We start from the raw sequence: 18495 nt of genomic DNA, 5'->3' as shown, positions 1-18495 counted from the left end.
CTCAGCAGTTCGGGAGACTCACGCGTGCTTGACGTCAGCAAAGCGACAGCGGTCGGGGCCAATATCCGCCAGGCGCGGATCGCCAAGGGCCTGACGCTGGACCAGCTTGCGAAGCAGAGCGATCTCACGCGCGGCTACATCTCGCTGGTCGAGCGAAACCTGAAGATCCCCTCGCTCGCCGCGCTGCTGCGGATGGCGGCCGCGCTCGAGGTCAATGTCGCGAACTTCTTCGACCCGAACGCCGAGCCCGCGCCGCGCTATACGCTGTTCCGCCGCGAGGACGGCAACGTGCCGCTGTTCCAGGACACGTTTGGCGTCGTGCCGCTGGCAACGGGCCGCACCCGCAAGATGATGGAGCCGTTCCTGCTCAGCCCGCCGCACAAGGCGGCGACCCGCGCCTCGCATGCGGGCGAGGAGCTGCTGTTCGTCATCAACGGCAGGATCTCGATCAAGCTCGACGGCGAGGAGCTGACACTCGGCAAGGGCGACTGCCTGTATTTCTCAGGCGAGACGCCGCACGAAGTCAGGAGCCTCGGCCGGCAGAAAGCCGAAGTGCTGGTCGTCGTGGCCCAGAATTCCTGACGCCCGATTTCGCCTACAGCGTTTTCGAGCGAAGCGGACACCGGTTCGCGTGAAGAAAACGCGTCAAAACAACAATCTAGAGCTTCGGTTCTGATTCAATCAGAACCGAATACGCTCTAGCGGTACCAGAAGAAGCGCCCCTGCGGCGGGACCGACTCGGGCGGACGCGGCCGCTTCGGGCGCGGCGGCTTCGGCGCCGGCTCCGCCGACGATGTGGCCTCCGCAGCCGGCGCGGCCTCGCTTCCCGGCACCCTCACCGCCAGCAGCAAGTTCGATTCATGCATCCGCCAGCGGTAGCCGACGCCGAAATCGATCGGCTGGGCGCGCGTGAACAGTTCGGCGTAGCGTTCCTGGTAACGGCCGGGGAATTCACCGATCGGTCCGAGATAACGGCCGAACGGGAAGAACCGCCATTGCCGCGCGTTGTAATTGGCAAGCGGAATGCCGGAATCGTCCTGGATGATGGTGGCGCTGTTGGCCAGCAGCCAGTCGCGGACGACCGCGAAGTCGCTCTTGTGCAGGAGATAGGATGCGCTCTTGAGCAGGCTGTTGCCGGGCCCCAGCGTCTCGCAGAATTTCAGGAATCCCGTGTTGCGCGCCCCGGCATTGGAAAGGTCGGTCGAGAAATAATACAGCGTGCGCGCTTCCCCGTCGGGGCCAGCAAAGGTGATGCGGACGCCGCGCGTCGCATTGCGTCCCGGGTTGTCGTCGCCGACATGCATTCCGCCCTTGTCGTCGAGCGCGACCATCTCGACGTTGCGGATCGTCTTGCCCGAGCGGGCGAGGAAGACATAGAGGATCGGCAAGGTGCCGTTGACCTGATTGGCGTGCAGATCCACCTTCATCTGCTTGGTGATGAAGAACGAGAAGCTCAGGATCGAGCCGAGCGAACGCTCGACGTTGTAGAGCGCGGCACCGACCGAGCCGCGCGGCAGCCGCGTCAAATCGGGCACGGCGCCGACCGGCTCCAGTGCGCCGAGCACGTAGGTGCTGGCCTTGGAGTAGAACGCGTTGGCGTAGAGGAAATCGGGGCCGCTGAACATGTAGAACATGGTTGGCCGGGGCGCGGCCAGATTGACGTCGGACCAGGTGCGGATCTTCGAGAGCTGCCGCTGCTCGAGCTGGGCAAAAGCGCCGTCGAAGAATTTCGCGTGATGCTGCCAGCTGGGGTCCCGGGTCAACGGCACCAGCGGCGAGTCCGCCGAAGGCTGCATGCCCGCGAGGAAGCGCGCGGTATCATCGAAGGTGACCTCGGCGGCGCGTGCGGACGAGACGGCCGCAGCCAGCAGGGCAAGAGCGACGGCCGCAATTCTGAAGGCTCGGACCATGTCTATTCGCGAATGTGTGACGTATCAGCGGCGACCGGCCGCCTGCGGAAAACAGCATAAATCAACAGGCCGGAGAGCATGACCAGCATCCCCGAGAGCGACTGCACCGGCCGCTCGGTCAACAGGTAGTACATCATGAACCCTGTCACGAGCAGGAAAACCAGCGGCGTGAACGGGTATCCCCAGGCGCGATAGGGCCTGGGCAGATCGGGATCGGTGATGCGCAGCTTGATGACGCCGGCGACCGTGAAGAACGAGCAGAACAGAAGCGCGAACTGGATGAAGTCGAGCACCGCCTCGAAGCTGCGCGTGAACAGCAGCAGGGTCGCGACCGCGAGCTGAAACAGGATGGCATAGGCGGGCGCGCCGCTCGTCGACTTGCGCGAGAACACGCGCAGAGCCGGAATGTCCTCCCCCATCGTCATCATCACGCGCGGGCCGATCCACATCATCGCAGAGATCGAGGAGATCAGCCCGACACAGATCATGGCGCCGACGATCCGGCCGCCGAGCTTGCCGAAGATGGCGGCACCGGCGACGCTGGCGACGTCGAGCTGACCGGCCAGCGCACCGACAGGCGTCGAATGGAGAAACACCGCGTTCAGCGCGACGTACAGCACGAGCACGATCAGCGTGCCCGCGAGCAGCGCGCGCGGCAGGTCGCGCTGCGGCATGTTCATCTCGCCGATGATGTAGGTCGCGGCATTCCAGCCCGAGAACGAGTACATCACGAAGACGAGCCCGATCGCGAAGGGCGCGCTGACGATGTGAGCGAGATCGCCCGGCTGCGGCGTGAAGGCGATCGGTTGCGGAGCGGCGATGACGAAGCCGGCAACCAGGAAGGCGACGATCAGCAGGACCTTGATGATGGTCGAGATCAGCTGGAAGGTCGAGGAGTGCCTGACGCCGGTCAGCTGCACGAGCGAGACCAGCCACACCACGGCGATGGCGAGCGGGATCGGCGGCAGATCGGGCACGACCGATTTGGCGTATTCGCCGAACGCCATCGCAGCGAGCGCGACCGGCGCGGCGAAGCCCACCGTCGCCGACACCCAGCCGGCGAGGAAACCGAAAGCCGGGTGATAGGCCCGTCCCAGGAAATTGTACTCGCCGCTCGAGCGCGGAAACATCGCCCCGAGCTCGCTATAGGCGAACACCCCGCAGAGCGCGACGATGCCGCCCACGGTCCACAGCAGCAGGATCGAGAAGCCGGACGGGATGTCCTTGACCTGGAAGCCGAGGCTGGTGAAGACGCCAACCCCGATCATGTCGGCCACGACGATCGCGGTTGCGACCAGAACCGAGACCCCGGTCCCGCCTCCGGTCAGCCGGCCAGTCCAGGGTGCGGGTCCCGCATCTGATGCCGTCATTGGGGTCCTTAACCTCGAGGCGTCTTGCCTCGCGGGCCCATCGTGCAGTTTGGCCCAGTCAATTCAAGCAGGGTTAACAAGGGTTAAATGAGGCAGCACCGACGGGTATTTCAGCACCGCTTATTCCCGCTATCAGGCGAAAAGCCTGCCGATACCCCGGGAAGCCCCGTTCCTCTTCCCCACAATCAGGACACGATTGCATGGTCCTTTTGAGCGTTCCGGATGTGGGGAAGTTTGTCCGGAAGCTTAACGTCGCCTAAACGCCAGTCGGCTCAATTGTCTGGATTGCCGATGGACGTGACTTTGGGGTCATGGGTGGATGGTCGGGGCCGTTCCGAAACTGAGAGCTGATCGTCGTGCCGATCGGACACTGTCCGGTCGGCGCGGTCGTGCGCTCCGGGTCGGCCTGATCTCAGCCTTTGTGCCGTTGTCGCTGATCCTGGTTCAATGCGGCAAGGCGCCGAACCCGGCGGCCCTCGCGGCAAACTCGCAGGCCAACGTCCAAGGGGGCAGTCAGGTCGTTGCGAAGACAAATCGGCAAGTCGCAGGCGGCGACACGTTCGAGGATCGCTTTCCCGCTCCGCAATTCAGGGAGCGTTTCCCCTCGGCAAGCGAGAGTTTCCTGCAACGGCAGATGTCGGACTTCTCGCCCAAGCGCGCCGTGCAGCAACAGCCACCGGAGCAGGCGCCCTATAAGGTCGCATCGCTCGAGCCGCAGGTCCCCTACAAGCGTCCTCCCCGCGAGGACCTGACGACCCTCGTCAGCATGAAGTCGTCGGCCTTTCCCTATTTCGGCAACAACCCCGCCTCCGACGCGCCCTTCCTCAACATCAGCAAGGGCGACCGTCGCGGACATCGCAGCTATTCGGGGCGCGTGTTCTGGCAGGACGAGACCTACAATGACAACCGCGTGCTGATGCACGTGCCCGAGCATTTCGACGTCCGCAAGCCGGGCGTGATCGTGGTGTTCTTCCACGGCAATGGCGCAACGCTCGAACGCGACGTGCGCGATCGCCAGCTGGTGCCGAAACAAATCACCGATTCCGGCGCCAATGCCGTGCTGCTCGCCCCGCAGATGGCAGTCGATGCCGCCGATTCCAGCGCCGGCAAGTTCTGGCAGCCGGGCGGCTTCAAGCGCTTCATGGCGGAATCGGCCGAGCACCTTGCCCGCGCCACCGGCGATCCCAACAGCGCGCGCGCCTTCGCCAGCATGCCGATCGTGATCGTCGGCTACAGCGGCGGCTTCCTGCCGACGGCCTGGAGCCTGGAGGTCGGCGGCATCAGCGACCGCGTCCGCGGCGTCGTGCTGCTCGACGCCGTCTACGGCGAGATGGACAAGTTCGCGTCCTGGATCGAAAGCCACCGCTCCGGCTTCTTCGTCAGCGCCTACACCCGCGGCACGGCGCGGCGCGACCGCGAGCTGATGAGCATGCTGCGGCAGAAGGGCATCGGCGTCGCCGAGGACATGGACGGCCCTTTGCGTCCCGGCAGCGTGGTGTTCGTCGAGACCGCCGAGGGCATCACCCATCGCGACTATGTCACGCGTGCCTGGACGCGGGATCCGCTCAAGGACGTGCTGGTGAAGATGGCGGCGACGCCCTCGCTGGCGCTGACGCGCGTCGCCTCCACCAACCCTTCTGCGTCGAGCCGCTGACGGATATTGCGCGAGCCGGCATTTGGCTGCACTGCCTGCAATTCCCTCAGGCTTTGATCAAAATGTAATGTTGATGGGCCGAAATCCCGGAGGTCGCCGGATTGCTTCCGCTGGCAAGGCTCATACTTTGCGGCCGGCTGGAATTCTGCGGGGACAGGCAGTTGCGTCAGGGATTGTACAAGGTCGACTACCACACCGTTCACGGAACGGGCTGCGGCGTCGTCTACGTGACGGATGGCAAGATGCGCGGGGGCAATTCCGCTTTCGCCTTCATCGGCACGTATACGGGCGAAGGCGACGGCATCAAGGTCAAGATCTCGACCCAGCGCTACAATGACGACCCGTCCTTCAAGGCGCTGTTCGGCCTCGATCGCATCACGCTGGCGCTCGCCGGCCGGGAGGACGGCGACACCGCGGAATTCGAAGGCAACGCGCTGCAGGCGCCGGGCGTTGCCTTCCGGGCCGTGCTCTGCCGGATCAGCGACTGAGCTTGGCGGGAATTAGCTCCGAGAATCAGGTCTTGGGCAGCTTCGGAATGCTCTCGGCAAAGCCGTTGAAGCAGGCCAGCCGCTCGTCTTCTTCCTTGAAGAATTTGCAATCGGCGTAGCCCTTGGCCTTCGCCGGCTTCGGCTTTGGCGCTGGCGGAATGATGGCGTCGTAGCAATTGAGCCGGTCCTTGGTACCGTCATCAAGCTCGAGGCAGGCCTGAAGCCGGGCCGCGATCGATTGCGGCTTGCCCTTCGGTGCTGCCGCCGGCTTGGCCGCGGCCTCCTTGGCCCCCGCCTTGGTCCCCTTGGGCTTGACCTGCACCAAGGGCTTGTCCCCCACCATCGGTGGCTTGTCGGCTTGCGCGAACGCGGAGGCTGAATAGAGCACCGCGGCAACCGCCAGAATCATCCTCATTTCAGTCAACTCTCTTTGGTCCCCATGACCGGCCTTCTAGCGCTCCCGCGCGCGGTTTGCCAAGCGCCTTGCGCACACGAAAACGCGCCTCGTCAGGCCGTGGCGGCAGCCCGGCGGGGACGGGTCAGGACCACCAGGATCAGCGCCAGCATGACGAAGCCGACGGCGACGAAGCCGAGCGTATGCAGGAGCTCGCGGGCGAACAACACTCCGCCGATGGCGGAGCCGACGGCCTGGCCGATGTAGAGGACCGACGTATTGAGCGCGACGGTCGCCGATGCAAGTGGCGGCGCGGCCGCAACCAGCCGCACCTGCTGCATCGAATTGGTCGAGGCGAATCCGAGGCCCCAGATCGCGACCCCGGCCGTCATGAAGCCAAGCGTGCCCGCACCGAGCGCCCAGCCGGCGATCCCGGTCAGCAACAGGCAGGTGAACAGCAGCGAGGTGCGATAAGGGCCCCAGCTATCGACGATACGGGTAGCGATGACGACGCCGAGGAAGCCGCAGACGCCGTAGAGCGCGAACGCCGTGCCGATCGCATCGGGGCCCGCGCCGGTGAGCTTGTTGAGCAGCGGGCCCATGAAGGTGAACACCACGAACTGCCCCGACATCTGCAGCATGGTGACCGCAAGCAGCAGCAGGATCGTCGTGTTGCGGCCGACCTCGCGCCAGGTCTTCAAATCAACCGGCGCGCCCTTCAGGCCCGCCGGCAGCCGCAGCAGCAGCAACAGGAAGCTGACGCAACCCAACAGGCCGATTTCACCATAGGCCGCGCGCCAGCCATAGCGGCTGGCGATGAAGGTGATCAACGGCAGGCCGACGGCGGCAGCCAGCGACCAGCCGAGAAAGATATAGGCGATGGTGCTGCCCCGCCGCTCGACCGGCACGATCAACGCGGCCGTGCCGGCGGCCTGCGGCGTATAGAGCGCGCCGACAGCGAGCATCACGAGACGGATGGCGAGCAGGCTGGTGTAATCGGGCGCAAAGGCCGAGGCGAGATTGCCCAAGGCAAGCACCGCCAAGGTCGTCGTGAGCAGCGTCCGCCGCTCGATGCGGCCGGTCAGCCAGGCCGTCAGCGGCGAACCGATGCACAGCGTGATCGCGCCGAAGGTGATGAGCAGCCCGGCCGCATGAATGCTGACATCGAGGCCGCTCGCCAGCTCCGGCAGCATGCCCGCCGGGGCCAGCACCGAACAGCCGGTGACGAGATTGCCAAGCATCAGGGCGGTTGGCGCGAAACGGCCGGCGCGTGCATTTTCCATGCAAATGCATGTAGAGCGGTTGTCCGGCCAGTTAAAGGGCCGGTCCGAAATTGTTCGTCCGCGCGCCGCTTTATGCGCCGATTTTCTTGGAAATGCCGGATTGCACAGGCCGAATCGCCTGATATATCGCTCGTTCCCGCTTACCTGCGCTCGTTCGCAGGAGTGAGCCTCAGGAGAAAAGCAATGACCGACCAGCCCAAATCCGAGTCCGGCTTCCAGTACAGCCTCTCCAATCTGAAGCCCGTGACCCCCGCAGCCAAAGTCACCCTCACCTTCCCGGACGGCGCCCGGCGCGAATACGACAAGGGCATCACCGGCCTCGACATCGCCAAGGGCATCTCGCCCTCGCTGGCAAAGCGCACGGTTGCGATGGCGCTCGACGGCGTGCTCGCCGATCTCAACGACCCCATCGAGGACGACGCCAAGATCAAGCTGGTCACCCGCGACGAGCCGGAAGCGCTCGAGCTGATCCGCCACGATTGCGCGCACGTGCTCGCCGAAGCCGTCCAGTCGCTGTGGCCGGGCACGCAGGTCACCATCGGCCCCGTGATCGAGAACGGCTTCTACTACGACTTCTTCCGCAACGAGCCGTTCACGCCCGACGACTTTGCGGCCATCGAGAAAAAAATGCGCGAGCTGATCGCGCGCGACAAGCCTTTCACCAAGGAAGTCTGGGATCGCGAGAAAACCAAGCAGGTGTTCCGCGACAAGGGCGAGGCCTTCAAGGTCGAGCTGGTCGACGCCATTCCCGGCACCGAGCCGATCAAGATCTACTACCAGGGCGACTGGTTCGATCTCTGCCGCGGCCCGCACATGACCTCGACCGGCAAGGTGGGCAACGCCTTCAAGCTGATGAAGGTGGCTGGCGCCTATTGGCGCGGCGACAGCAACAACCCGATGCTGACGCGCATCTACGGCACCGCCTTCGCCAAGCAGGAGGACCTCGACGCTTATCTCAAGCAGATCGAGGAAGCGGAAAAGCGCGACCATCGCAAGCTCGGGCGCGAACTCGACCTCTTCCATTTCCAGGAGGAAGGCCCGGGCGTCGTGTTCTGGCACCCCAAGGGCTGGACCATCTTCCAGCAGCTGATCGCCTATATGCGCCGACGCCTGACCGGCGATTACAGCGAGGTCAACGCGCCGCAGATCCTCGACAAGGTCTTGTGGGAGACCTCGGGCCATTGGGGCTGGTACCGCGAGAACATGTTTGCGGCGCAGTCGGCCGGCGACGAGGCCGAGGACAAGCGCTGGTTTGCGCTCAAGCCGATGAACTGCCCGGGGCACGTGCAGATCTTCAAGCACGGCCTGAAGAGCTACCGCGACCTGCCCTTGCGCCTCGCCGAATTCGGCGTGGTGCATCGCTATGAACCGTCGGGCGCCATGCACGGGTTGATGCGCGTGCGCGGCTTCACTCAGGACGACGCGCACATCTTCTGCACCGAGGACCAGCTCGCCGAGGAATGCCTGAAGATCAACGATCTGATCCTGTCGACCTACGCCGATTTCGGCTTCACCGGCGATCTCACCGTGAAGCTGTCGACGCGGCCGGAAAAACGCGTCGGCACCGACGAGATGTGGGATCACGCCGAGCGCGTGATGGCCACAGTGCTGCGCGAGATCCAGTCGCAGAGCAATCACATCAAGACCGAGATCAATCCGGGCGAAGGCGCCTTCTACGGGCCGAAGTTCGAATATGTGCTGCGCGACGCCATCGGCCGCGACTGGCAGTGCGGCACCACGCAGGTCGACTTCAACCTGCCGGAGCGGTTCGGCGCGTTCTACATCGACCATGACGGCGGCAAGAAACCGCCTGTGATGGTGCACCGCGCGATCTGCGGCTCGATGGAACGCTATATCGGCATCCTGATCGAGCACTATGCCGGCAACTTCCCGCTCTGGCTCTCGCCGGTGCAGGCGGTAGTCACCACCATCACCTCGGAAGGCGACGAATACGCCAAGGTGGTGCTGGAGCAGGCGCGGCGCGCGGGGCTTCGGGTCGAGATCGATTTGCGCAACGAGAAGATCAACTACAAGGTCCGCGAGCACTCGCTGGCCAAGATCCCCGCCCTGCTCGTGGTCGGCAAAAAGGAGGCCGAAACGCATTCGGTCTCGGTGCGCCGGCTCGGCAGCGACGGCCAGAAGGTGATGACGACCGAGGAGGCGATCGCCGCACTGGTCGACGAGGCGACGCCGCCCGACGTCAAGCGGATGCGCGGGTCGCTCTGATCCCTGAAATCGATCTAAATTCGCTTCCGGTTGCGGGCGTGCATGCTTATCTCGGCATGGCACGCCCGCAGACCATTTGAAGAGGATATCGCAGTGCCCGATGCCATCGAACTCCTGAAGACCCGCCGCTCGGTCAAGCCGCGCGAGATGACCGGGCCCGGCCCCTCTCCGGCCGAGCTCGAGACGATCCTGACCATCGGCGCCCGCGTGCCCGACCACGGCAAGCTCGCACCCTGGCGCTTCATCATTTTCGAGGGCGATGCCCGTGCACGTGCCGGCGAGGTGATCGCCAAGGTGTTTGCGCGGAAGAATCCCGGCGCGCCGGCGGCCGACGTCGAGACCGAGCGCAAGCGCCTGATGGATGCGCCGCTGGTGATCGGCATCGTCAGCTTCACCAGACCGCATCCGAAGGTGCCGGCGTTCGAGCAGGAATTGTCGGCGGGCGCCAGCGCCATGAACATCGTCACGGCCGCAACCGCGCTCGGCTACGGCGCCTGCTGGCTGACCGGCTGGTTCTCGTTCGATCGCGACGTGCTCGACGGCCTCGGCCTGAAGCCGGACGAGAAACTCGCCGGCTTCATTCACGTGGGCACGCCGACCAAGCCGAGCGAGGACCGTCCGCGACCGTTCCTTTCGGAAATCGTGACGCGTTTTTGATCGATGGCGTGTTGACGCCCACGACGCCTTGCGGCTTTGATCCCGCCGAGGGAGGAAGCCCGGATGAAGCGTCGTGATTTTCTGGTCGGAGCAACGCTGCTCGCCGGCACGATGGTGCGAAGCCGGGCCGCCGACATCCCCGCCCCCTCGCCCGACGGGCTCGACCGCATCACTGCATTCTTCGACAACGAGGTGAGCAGCGGTCGGCTGCCGGGCGCGGTGATCCTGGTGCAGCAGCACGGCAAGCCGGTCTATCTCAAGACGTTCGGCGTGCGCGACACCAGGACGGGCCTCGCGATGACGCCCGACACGATCTTCGCGATCCACTCGATGACCAAGCCGATCACGTGCCTCGGCGCGATGATGCTGATCGACGAGGGCAAGCTCGCCCTCACCGACCCCGTGTCGAAATACGTGCCGCTGTTTTCCCGCACCAAGGTCGGCCTCGAGGTCACCGAGCCGGACGGCAAGCTGGAACTCGACCTCGTGCCGCCAGTCCGTCCCGTCAACATCGAAGATCTGCTGCGGCACACTTCGGGCATCAGCTACGACTATATCGGCGGCAAATGGGTCGAGCAGGCCTACCAGGCCGCCAACATCTTCGAAGGGCAATTCAACAACAGGGAATTCGCCGACCGCATCGCCAAGCTGCCGCTGGCGCGGCAGCCGGGGACGCTGTGGCGCTACGGCCATTCCACCGACGTGCTCGGCAGCGTCATCGAGATCGTCTCGGGCCAGACGCTGTACCAGTTCCTCAAAGCTCGCATCTTGGATCCGCTCGGCATGAACAGCACCAAGTTCGCGCTGGCGACCGAGGACGAGCTGGCGCGGATGGCGCGGCCGCTGCCGAACGACTTCATCCTGCTCGCTGGAGAGCGCGAACGTCTGGACCATCCGGAATGGCAATCCGGCGGCGGCGGCCTGCTCTCGACCATCACCGACTATCAGCGCTTCTCGCAGATGCTGCTCAACGGCGGCTCGTTCGCGGGCCGGCGCTATCTGAGCCCCGCTGCGTTCAAGGCGATGACGACGGATCACATCGGGCCCGGCTCCGGGGTTGGACGCGACTATTTCTATTTCCCCGGCGACGGCTTCGGCTATGGCTACGGCCTTGCGGTACGGACCGATCCCGGCAACGCGAAACCGCCGCCGCCGGGCTCGCTCGGCGAACTGAAATGGGACAGTGGCAGCGGCACCTATTTCGGCGTCGATCCCAAGCTCGACATGGTCTACCTCATGATGCAGCAGACCCAGACCGAGCGCGGCCGCATCACGCCCGCCTTCAAGGCGCTGGTCTACGATTGCTTCCCCGAGGGACTACGCCGCCCGTGAAGCACGCTGGCCGAAATCGGCGAGCAGCTTTGCGATTTCGGCCGCGGGCCGCGCCGCGCTGAACAGAAAACCCTGCACCTCGTTGCAGCCCTCGGCACGCAGCCAGTCGAGCTGGTCCTCGGTCTCGACGCCCTCGGCGGTCGTCGTGATGTTGAGGCTGCGGCCGAGGCCGGAGATCGCGCGCACGATCGCGCCGCAATCGGGACGCTCCGCCAGATCCTTCACGAACGAACGGTCGATCTTGATCTTGTCGAACGGGAAGCTGCGCAAATAGCTCAGGCTGGAATAGCCGGTGCCGAAATCATCCATGGAGATGCCGACGCCGAGCTCGCGCAGCTGGTGCAGGATCGCGAGATTGGCGTCGGTCTCGGCCAGGAAGATCGACTCGGTGATCTCGAGCTCGAGCCGCCGCGGCGACAGGCCGGACTGCGCCAGCGCCGAGATCACGATCTGGACCAGATTGCGGCTGCGGAATTGCGCCGGCGACAGATTGACCGCGACCTTGATGTCGGCAGGCCATTTCGCCGCCTCGGCGCAGGCCTCGCGCAGCACCCACTCGCCCAACTGGGTGATGAGGCCGATGTCCTCCGCGACGGGAATGAACTCCGCCGGCGAGATCATGCCCTTGTCCGGATGACGCCAGCGCAGCAGCGACTCGAAGCCGGAGATGCGGTCGGAGGCGATCGACACCAGCGGCTGGTAGTGCAGCTCGAACTCGCCGTTGGCGAAGGCACGGCGCAGATCGAGCTCCATGTCGCGGCGCTTCTGCGCCTGCAGGTCCATCTCACGCTCGAAGAAATGGTGAACGCCGCCGCCGTCGGACTTCGCCCGGTACAGCGCCATGTCGGCGTTTCGCATCAGCTCTTCCGGCGTCGTGCCGTCGCCGGGCGACAGCGCGATGCCGATGCTGGCGCCGATCACCATCTCCTGGCCGTCGAGGTCATAGGGCGCCTTCAGCATGTCGATCAGCAGGCCAGCACAGGCGCTGGCCTCGTTCGGCGAAACGTCGGCCGCGAGGATCACCGCGAATTCGTCGCCGCCGAGCCGGGCCGCCAGATTGACGCCACGGACGGCGGTGGTCAGGCGCTCGGCAACCTGCTTGAGCAGGCGGTCACCCACGGGATGACCGAAGGAATCGTTGATGTTCTTGAACAGGTCGAGGTCGATATAGAGCACGCCGACGCGCTTGTCGCCGGCCTGCTCCAGGGCCTGCTTCAGGCGCTCCTGGAAATATTCGCGATTCGGCAGGTCGGTGAGCCCGTCATGGTGGGCCATGTGCGCGATGCGCGCCTCGGCCTTGCGCCGCTCGGTGATGTCGACCACGGCGACCAGATAGCCGTCGCGATCGTCGAAGGCGACGCGGCGGCCGAAGGTCAGCACCTCGATCTCGCTGCCGTCGGCGCGCAAATGCCGCCAGTTGCGCGAGGAATGATAGGCGTCGCCGACGCGCTCCAGCGCCTCGGTGTGGCTGTCCCATTCATCCTTGGGCCAGATCTCGTGCAGCTTCATGCGCAGGAAGGTGGCGCGGCTGTAGCCGTAATGCTGGATCGCGGCGTCGTTGACGCTGAGGAACTCCTTGCTCTCGGCGTCGAACACCCACATCGGCATCGGGTTGTTGTCGAACAGCAGGCGAAACGAGGCATCGCGCCGCTTCAAGGCGGTGACATCGGAGATCGTCAGCGAGACAACGTCGGCGAAGGCGGTGGCACTGAAGCGGAGGTGGCGATCCCCGTGCTCGATCTCGAGCTGCTCGCCGCGACTGCCCGCGACGGCCTTGAGCAGGAAGTCCATGATCTCGGGCAAGGCCAGCAGCGTGGGCCCCTCGCCGATCCGCCGCCACAACAGGCTGCCGTTCGCGACATTCAGCAGCGTGCCTGCGCTGTTGTTGTGATGCACGACCTGCAGATCGAACGGCTTGCCGCCGGCATCGCGCATTGTCGCCAGCGAGATCACCGCGTCGTCGGTCGCGGCGAAGATCGCGTCCAGGAGATTGTACTGCGCGCCGCGCTCGTTGATATAGGCGCCGACCAGCGTGGCGCCCCAGCGCGAGGCCGTCGGCAGCGCCAGCACATCGTAGGTCCTGACCATGCCGTCGCGCACGCAATGCGCGCTCGCCTGGTGCGGCTGCCCCGTGGCGAGCGCGATGCCTGCTGCTTCCGACAGCGCCGTGGCGCAATCGGGCGACAGCTCCGCGACCGCAATGTCCCAGCGCTCCTCGCCGAGCCATTTCTGCACGTAGCGTCCGCTGCGCGACAGTTCGAGCCTGCCGTCGTTTCTCAGAAGCGCGATGTGATCGGCGAGCCGTCCGAGACTGCCGAGCATGACGTCTTCGTAGCGCGGCAGCCGGTCGCCCGGCTTCAACGCGGCGCGCCATTTGCGCCGAAGCACCGGGATGTCGTCGAACATTTCGGCGGCCGGTTTTCCCGGCATCTTCCTTGCGGCAGTCATGGCAGTCCCCAACGCACTTTCACGGCGCATCCAATGCAGGCGCACTTAACGACATGTAAACAACGCGCAGGCACGGGTTCCGTACGGCGATTATGACAGTTTTAAGTCGGGTGTTGGTTAGTGCGCGTTAGAGACTATGACGGTGGTGCGAAGGCGATGCATCGGTGCACATATTTCCGCACACCGTTTCGGCGCCGTCATTGCGAGCGCAGCGACTTGTCCGCGGAAGCCTCGGCGAAGGCGGAAGCATCCAAAAATCTTTCCGCGGCGACAATGTCGATTCCGTCATCCTGAGGTGCGAGGCGTGCGATGCGACCGCATCGCACGCGGAGCCTCGAAGGATGTGCGGCCGAGGTGCAACCGGGCTGTCGCCCTTCGAGGCCTCCGCTTCGCTCCGGCGCCTCAGGGTGACGGTCATAGATGACAGCTCGCAGCACCCTCATCCCAGACACGCCTTCGCGTCCTCGCGGCTTGTTCGCCCGAGCTTTGCCTGATCGCTTCGCCCTCTTGAATGGAGAGGGCGCAGGGAAGACCGGGCGCCGGCTGGCACCCGCGATCCACTGTGCGAATCCTGCGTGACAAGAAGCTGCACAGCGGCATACAGGTGTAGCCAGGACATCCCGGCCTTCCCTGCGCAGTGGGTTGACGGCTTATGTCGTGCTCTCCCCGGGGAGCGTTGCACTATTGCCCCCGTCGCCTTGCGGATGGCTGACGCGCTTGCCCGGTTGAGCAATGCACATCACCACAAGACTTGGCGCACAGACCCCGGGCGCCAGGACCACACGATTTTGCCGTACGCCGATCGCACCGGTCGTGTGCGCGAGGCGCCTTGCTCACAGTTGCCTGCCCTGCAAAGCCCTTCGCGCCGATGCCATCAGCGTCCACCGCCGCCCGGCCCGCGTTCGTGACGATCGCGATACGCCCCTCTTCCTTGGGCCGGGTTGTCGCGACACATACGCGCTTTCCGAAATTCGGTAAAGTGGAATATTTTCGGCGGCGCGGATTGACCGGCATTTTGGGTGTTTTGCCCGACGGGCAACACGATATCTGGTAGCCCGGATGGAGCGTAAGCATAATCCGGGACCTTCGCGCCATCAGGCAAGAACCCCGGATTGCGCTGCGCTCCATCCGGGCTACAAGGCTATGGCTCGCGGCCTACGCCTCGCGCAGCTCCGAGGGCGTCGCGCCAAAGCGCTTGCGGAAGGCGCGGTTGAAATAGGACAAGTCGGAAAAGCCCGAGGAATGCGCGATGTCGCTGATCTTGCGCGCCCTGGCGCGGGGATCGCCGAGCAGTTTTCGCGCTTGCAGCAGGCGCTGCTCGAGCACGAATTCGGTGAAGGTGGTGCCCGCCTGCTCGAACAGGCGCTGCGCCTGGCGCGGGCTCAGCCCAGAGCGCGTCGCGATCTCGGACAGGCAGAGATCGTTGCGGCCAAGCGCTGCCATCACGTCGGCGCGCATCAGGTCGAGACGCGCCGCCGCGTGGCCGCGGCCGCGGGCAAGGCTGGCATGCTCGGCATCGGTGCCGAGCAGCAGGCCGACGAGATCGACCATGTGCTGCGCGGTCAGGCGTTGGCCGACCGCGTCCAGATGCGGCGCGTGGTTGGCGGCGAGCGCATGGTAGCGGAAGATGGTCTCGGCGACCGCGCCGTCGCTGAGCACTTGCGACAGCTTGTCCTCGGCGCGCGGATTGATCTCGAGCAGCGCCCGGCGCGGCATGCGGATGGTGGTGAAGCGGTCGTCAATGGTGTGGCCGACCGAGCCGGTGATGCCCATGTCGACGAGCACCATCTGCGCGGGCGCAAGCTCCACGGTATGACCGTTCTGCCCGACCCGGACGAGGCCGGCATGGGCCGCGATCAGCACGAGATCGTCGCTGCCGTCGGCAAGCTGGCTCTGGCTGCGCGTGTATTGCGCGGAGGCGCCTTCGGGAATGGCGAGCGCGATGTTGTCGACCACGCTGATCTGGAGCCGGCAATCGATGCTGTCGCCGCGGCTCGGCCCGATCTCGAGGCCGCAGGGCCCCAGGGCCCGCTCGCGCCAATGCTCGAACGCGGGCCCTTGCGGCAGGCCGGTGTACTGGTGAACGAAGATGCCCGGCGTTTTCGCTGCATCCATCTGATGTCTAGCCCCTCTTTCGGCTCCGCGATCGGCGGCGCCGACTGCAATTTCCGCAAATTTGACGCTGCCAATTGCGGCGAGGTTCAAATCGAGGGCGGATTCAGGGAACTTGTCGGGATGCGACGGTGGCACGGACCGTGGCGACAGGCTACGGGAGCTATTTTTGGGCCGGCGCCTGCGGCTGGGCCGGCGGCACGGTCTCGATCAGCTTGCCGGTGAAGACCGGCGCGGAGTGCGGATTGCCGTCGGGCGAGCCGCCCGCCTGCTCGACGGTGACGGCGTAGGTCGCGCCGTTGACGACGTCGGGATCGTAGCCGGCGAGCAGCGGACGCGCGGTGAAATCGCTCGTGCCGATCACGCCGAGCGAACGGGGACGCGGCAGCTTGTCCGAGATCAGCCAGAGCTCGAAACTCTTGCCGGGCTCCGGCGTCGCGCCGACCTTGCGCACGGTGAAGTTCTTGGTCGCACCGTCGACGGTGAGAATGAAGGCGGGCCCGCCGGCCTGGCCCTGCAGCAACGCGACATATTGCGCCGACGTCGCGAGCGGCGCGGCCGGAATCTTCACTTCCACGGTCTGGATGCGCGGTGCGGGACGCAAGGCGCCCGGCAACGCGTCGGGCAGGAAGATCTGGAGCGACAGCGTGATCAGCAGCGCGGCCGCGAGCGCACCGGCGGCGGATGCGATTCCGCGCCAGCGCTTCACCCGGCTCTCGAGACGGATCACATTGCCATCGTCGACGATCGCCGCCTGCGGCGCGCGCGCGACGGCGAGATCCGGCGCGTGAACTTGCGGGATGAATTGCGGCGCGACGTCGGCAAGCGCGTCGGGCTCGGGACGCGGCATCTGCGGCGGGGCGGCTTCGGCATGCGGCACGACGGGAGACTGCGGCGCATCGCCCGCGGACTCCGCGGCCTCCGAAGCGGGTAGCTCCGATGCAGGCGGAGGCGGCGGCGGCGATGCCTCGGCAGCTACGGGCGGCTGCTGCGCCAGCGCCGTGCGCGCGATCTCGGACCTGATGTTCTCCCACACGATCGGGCGCGGCTCGACCGCGCCGACCATCTGGTTGAGGGCACCGAGCCGATAGGCCCAGGCCTGCACGATCGCGGCGAACGCCTCGTCCACCGCCATCATGGTCTCGACCTGCGCGCGCTCGTCGGCATCGAGCGTACCGAGCGCATATTCCGCGGCGAGCGCGATATGGTCGTCCGAATAGGCCATCAATTGCGGTCCAGAACCATCCTCATGCATTCATAGTCCGAGGCACTCCCGAATCTCCAACATGCTGCGCCGGAGCCACGTCTTCACCGTGTTGACGGGCGCTGAAAACTTCTCCGCCAATTGCTCGCGGCTCCAGCCGTTGTAATAGGCGAGAAGCACGAGCCGCTGACGGTCCGGCTCGAGCCGGCCGACGCATTCGAGCAGCCGCTTCAGCTCTTCGGTCATCTCCCGGCGCGCCAGCGGGTCGGGGCTGTCGGCCGCCACCTCCATCGCCTGAGGCTCCTCCTCGATGGAGACCTCCGACTTCTTGCGTACGATGTCGATGGCGCGGTTGCGCGCGATCGAGGCCATCCACGTGATCGGCGAGGACAGCGCCGGATTGAACCCGCCGGCGCCGTTCCAGATCTTGACGTAGGTCTCCTGAATGACCTCCTCTGCGAGATCCTGTCGGCGCAAGATACGGAGCACGACGCCATAGAGTTTCGCGCGCGTGGCGGCGTAGAGGCGCTCGAAAGCGGCCTGATCGCCCTTCGCCACCGCCTCAATCAATCCGACCAGCTCTGCTGGCGTCAGCATTCAGCCCCCTCATCTTCCTCCCTCTCCCCGCCTGCGGGGTCGGGACGAGCTAGGCTCGCCCTGAGAGGGTCGGGGTGAGGGGGAGTCTCCGCAAAGGAAGTTGCAGACGGACTCGCGGAGAGTCCCCCTCACCCGGATCGCGCCGGACGATGCTCCGCATCGCCGGGCCGATCCGACCTCTCCCCGCAAGCGGGGAGAGGTGAACCCCCACCACCATAGCGCGCGGCAAAGCCGTCCACCAAGGGCTGCGGCGCCACACTGTGGACAGCACATACGAAAACCCGGACCTTGCGGGTCCGGGTTTTCAGGATTTCTCGGTGGGTCGGGCTTGCCGGCGCGCTCAGGCGACGGCGCCGATGCGGGCGCGCATCAGGCCGATGCTGTCGAGGTCGGCCTGCTCGCGGGCGTTCTCCTCGGCGCGTTCGCGGGCCTGGTCGCGCTCGTCGAGCAGCTCGACCTTCTTCAGCTCCTCGAAGGCCTCGGCCAGCGCGGCCTTGGCTTCGTCGAGCTGGCCCTTGAGCTCGTCGGCCGAGCGGGTCAGGTTCTCGCGGCGCTGGATCGCCGCCTTGGCGTAGGTCGGATAGGCGAAGTGCGAGGGATCGTTGATCCCGGCGCGCTCCTGTTCGGTCTGGATCTCGCGTTCGAGATCGACCGACATCCGCTGGAAATCGGCGATCATGGTCTCGATCTGGGTGACCCGGCGGCGCTTCTCGTCGACCTGAAACTTCTTCAGGCGAATGAGGGTATCTCGTGACTTCATCGACTCGTACTCCCCAGAAGTCCCCCCGCTGCACGTGGGACGATACCGGTCACCCCACGG

Annotated in this window: 15 protein-coding genes; 6 read left to right on the top strand and 9 right to left on the bottom strand. The window is 65.5% G+C overall.

Translation table 11 applies throughout. The features are described from left to right. Window positions 1-24 precede the first annotated feature (24 nt). The gene (locus TSA1_RS16045) at window positions 25-582 is read left to right on the top strand and encodes a helix-turn-helix domain-containing protein (RefSeq protein WP_100177212.1); all 558 of its coding nucleotides are present in this window, start codon (window positions 25-27) and stop codon (window positions 580-582) included. Window positions 583-698: 116 nt separating this feature from the next. On the opposite strand, the gene TSA1_RS16040 is transcribed toward TSA1_RS16045, so the two are convergent. Both TSA1_RS16040 and TSA1_RS16035 read right to left on the bottom strand, forming a co-directional pair. Then, window positions 699-1910, bottom strand: a complete 1212-nt coding sequence (locus TSA1_RS16040; protein ID WP_100177211.1) for a hypothetical protein — start codon at window positions 1908-1910, stop codon at window positions 699-701. A 2-nt stretch (window positions 1911-1912) separates the two neighbouring features. Next, window positions 1913-3280, bottom strand: coding sequence for an APC family permease (locus TSA1_RS16035; protein ID WP_100177210.1), 1368 nt, complete (start codon window positions 3278-3280; stop codon window positions 1913-1915). A 319-nt stretch (window positions 3281-3599) separates the two neighbouring features. Between TSA1_RS16035 and TSA1_RS16030 the strand changes: the two genes are divergently transcribed. Further along, window positions 3600-4934 (top strand): alpha/beta hydrolase, encoded by a 1335-nt coding sequence (locus TSA1_RS16030; protein ID WP_100177209.1) that lies wholly within the window; start codon window positions 3600-3602, stop codon window positions 4932-4934. Between the two features lie 161 nt (window positions 4935-5095). Continuing rightward, a complete protein-coding gene (locus TSA1_RS16025; protein WP_174718919.1) occupies window positions 5096-5422 on the top strand; it encodes a GrlR family regulatory protein in 327 nt (108 codons plus the stop codon). Between the two features lie 25 nt (window positions 5423-5447). Here the strand turns inward: TSA1_RS16025 and TSA1_RS16020 are convergent, their stop codons facing one another. After that, window positions 5448-5837: a hypothetical protein gene (locus tag TSA1_RS16020; protein WP_100177208.1), complete on the bottom strand. Its 390-nt coding sequence runs from the start codon at window positions 5835-5837 to the stop codon at window positions 5448-5450. 92 nt (window positions 5838-5929) lie between these two features. Continuing rightward, window positions 5930-7099, bottom strand: a complete 1170-nt coding sequence (locus tag TSA1_RS16015) for an MFS transporter (protein WP_100177207.1) — start codon at window positions 7097-7099, stop codon at window positions 5930-5932. A gap of 183 nt (window positions 7100-7282) precedes the next feature. Between TSA1_RS16015 and thrS the strand changes: the two genes are divergently transcribed. The 3 genes from thrS (at window position 7283) to TSA1_RS16000 (ending at window position 11314) form a co-directional block, all read left to right on the top strand. Continuing rightward, window positions 7283-9325, top strand: a complete 2043-nt coding sequence (thrS, locus tag TSA1_RS16010) for a threonine--tRNA ligase (RefSeq protein ID WP_174718918.1) — start codon at window positions 7283-7285, stop codon at window positions 9323-9325. 93 nt (window positions 9326-9418) lie between these two features. Next, window positions 9419-9982 (top strand): nitroreductase family protein, encoded by a 564-nt coding sequence (locus tag TSA1_RS16005; RefSeq protein ID WP_174718917.1) that lies wholly within the window; start codon window positions 9419-9421, stop codon window positions 9980-9982. 63 nt (window positions 9983-10045) lie between these two features. Continuing rightward, window positions 10046-11314: a serine hydrolase domain-containing protein gene (locus tag TSA1_RS16000; protein ID WP_100177204.1), complete on the top strand. Its 1269-nt coding sequence runs from the start codon at window positions 10046-10048 to the stop codon at window positions 11312-11314. Here the strand turns inward: TSA1_RS16000 and TSA1_RS15995 are convergent. The 5 genes from TSA1_RS15995 to fliJ all read right to left on the bottom strand — a co-directional run bounded on the left by TSA1_RS15995 (window position 11300) and on the right by fliJ (window position 18435). Beyond that, window positions 11300-13762 carry a putative bifunctional diguanylate cyclase/phosphodiesterase gene (locus tag TSA1_RS15995; RefSeq protein ID WP_174718916.1) on the bottom strand — a complete coding sequence of 821 codons (2463 nt, stop codon included), beginning with the start codon at window positions 13760-13762 and terminating at the stop codon, window positions 11300-11302. The two genes, TSA1_RS16000 and TSA1_RS15995, sit on opposite strands and share 15 nt — an antisense overlap. Before the next feature lie 1155 nt (window positions 13763-14917). Then, window positions 14918-15877 carry a helix-turn-helix transcriptional regulator gene (locus TSA1_RS15985; protein ID WP_100177202.1) on the bottom strand — a complete coding sequence of 320 codons (960 nt, stop codon included), beginning with the start codon at window positions 15875-15877 and terminating at the stop codon, window positions 14918-14920. A 160-nt stretch (window positions 15878-16037) separates the two neighbouring features. After that, complete coding sequence (locus tag TSA1_RS15980; protein WP_100177201.1) at window positions 16038-17099, bottom strand: anti-sigma factor; 1062 nt, start codon at window positions 17097-17099, stop codon at window positions 16038-16040. A 30-nt stretch (window positions 17100-17129) separates the two neighbouring features. After that, on the bottom strand, window positions 17130-17675 hold the full coding sequence (locus TSA1_RS15975) for a sigma-70 family RNA polymerase sigma factor (protein ID WP_097665711.1): 546 nt from the start codon (window positions 17673-17675) through the stop codon (window positions 17130-17132). Between the two features lie 340 nt (window positions 17676-18015). Beyond that, window positions 18016-18435: a flagellar export protein FliJ gene (fliJ, locus tag TSA1_RS15970; RefSeq protein WP_011084990.1), complete on the bottom strand. Its 420-nt coding sequence runs from the start codon at window positions 18433-18435 to the stop codon at window positions 18016-18018. Window positions 18436-18495 lie beyond the last annotated feature (60 nt).

The organism is Bradyrhizobium nitroreducens (assembly GCF_002776695.1).
GTDB classification, from domain to species: Bacteria; Pseudomonadota; Alphaproteobacteria; order Rhizobiales; family Xanthobacteraceae; genus Bradyrhizobium; species Bradyrhizobium nitroreducens.
This window is presented reverse-complemented; position numbering and strand designations above follow the sequence as displayed.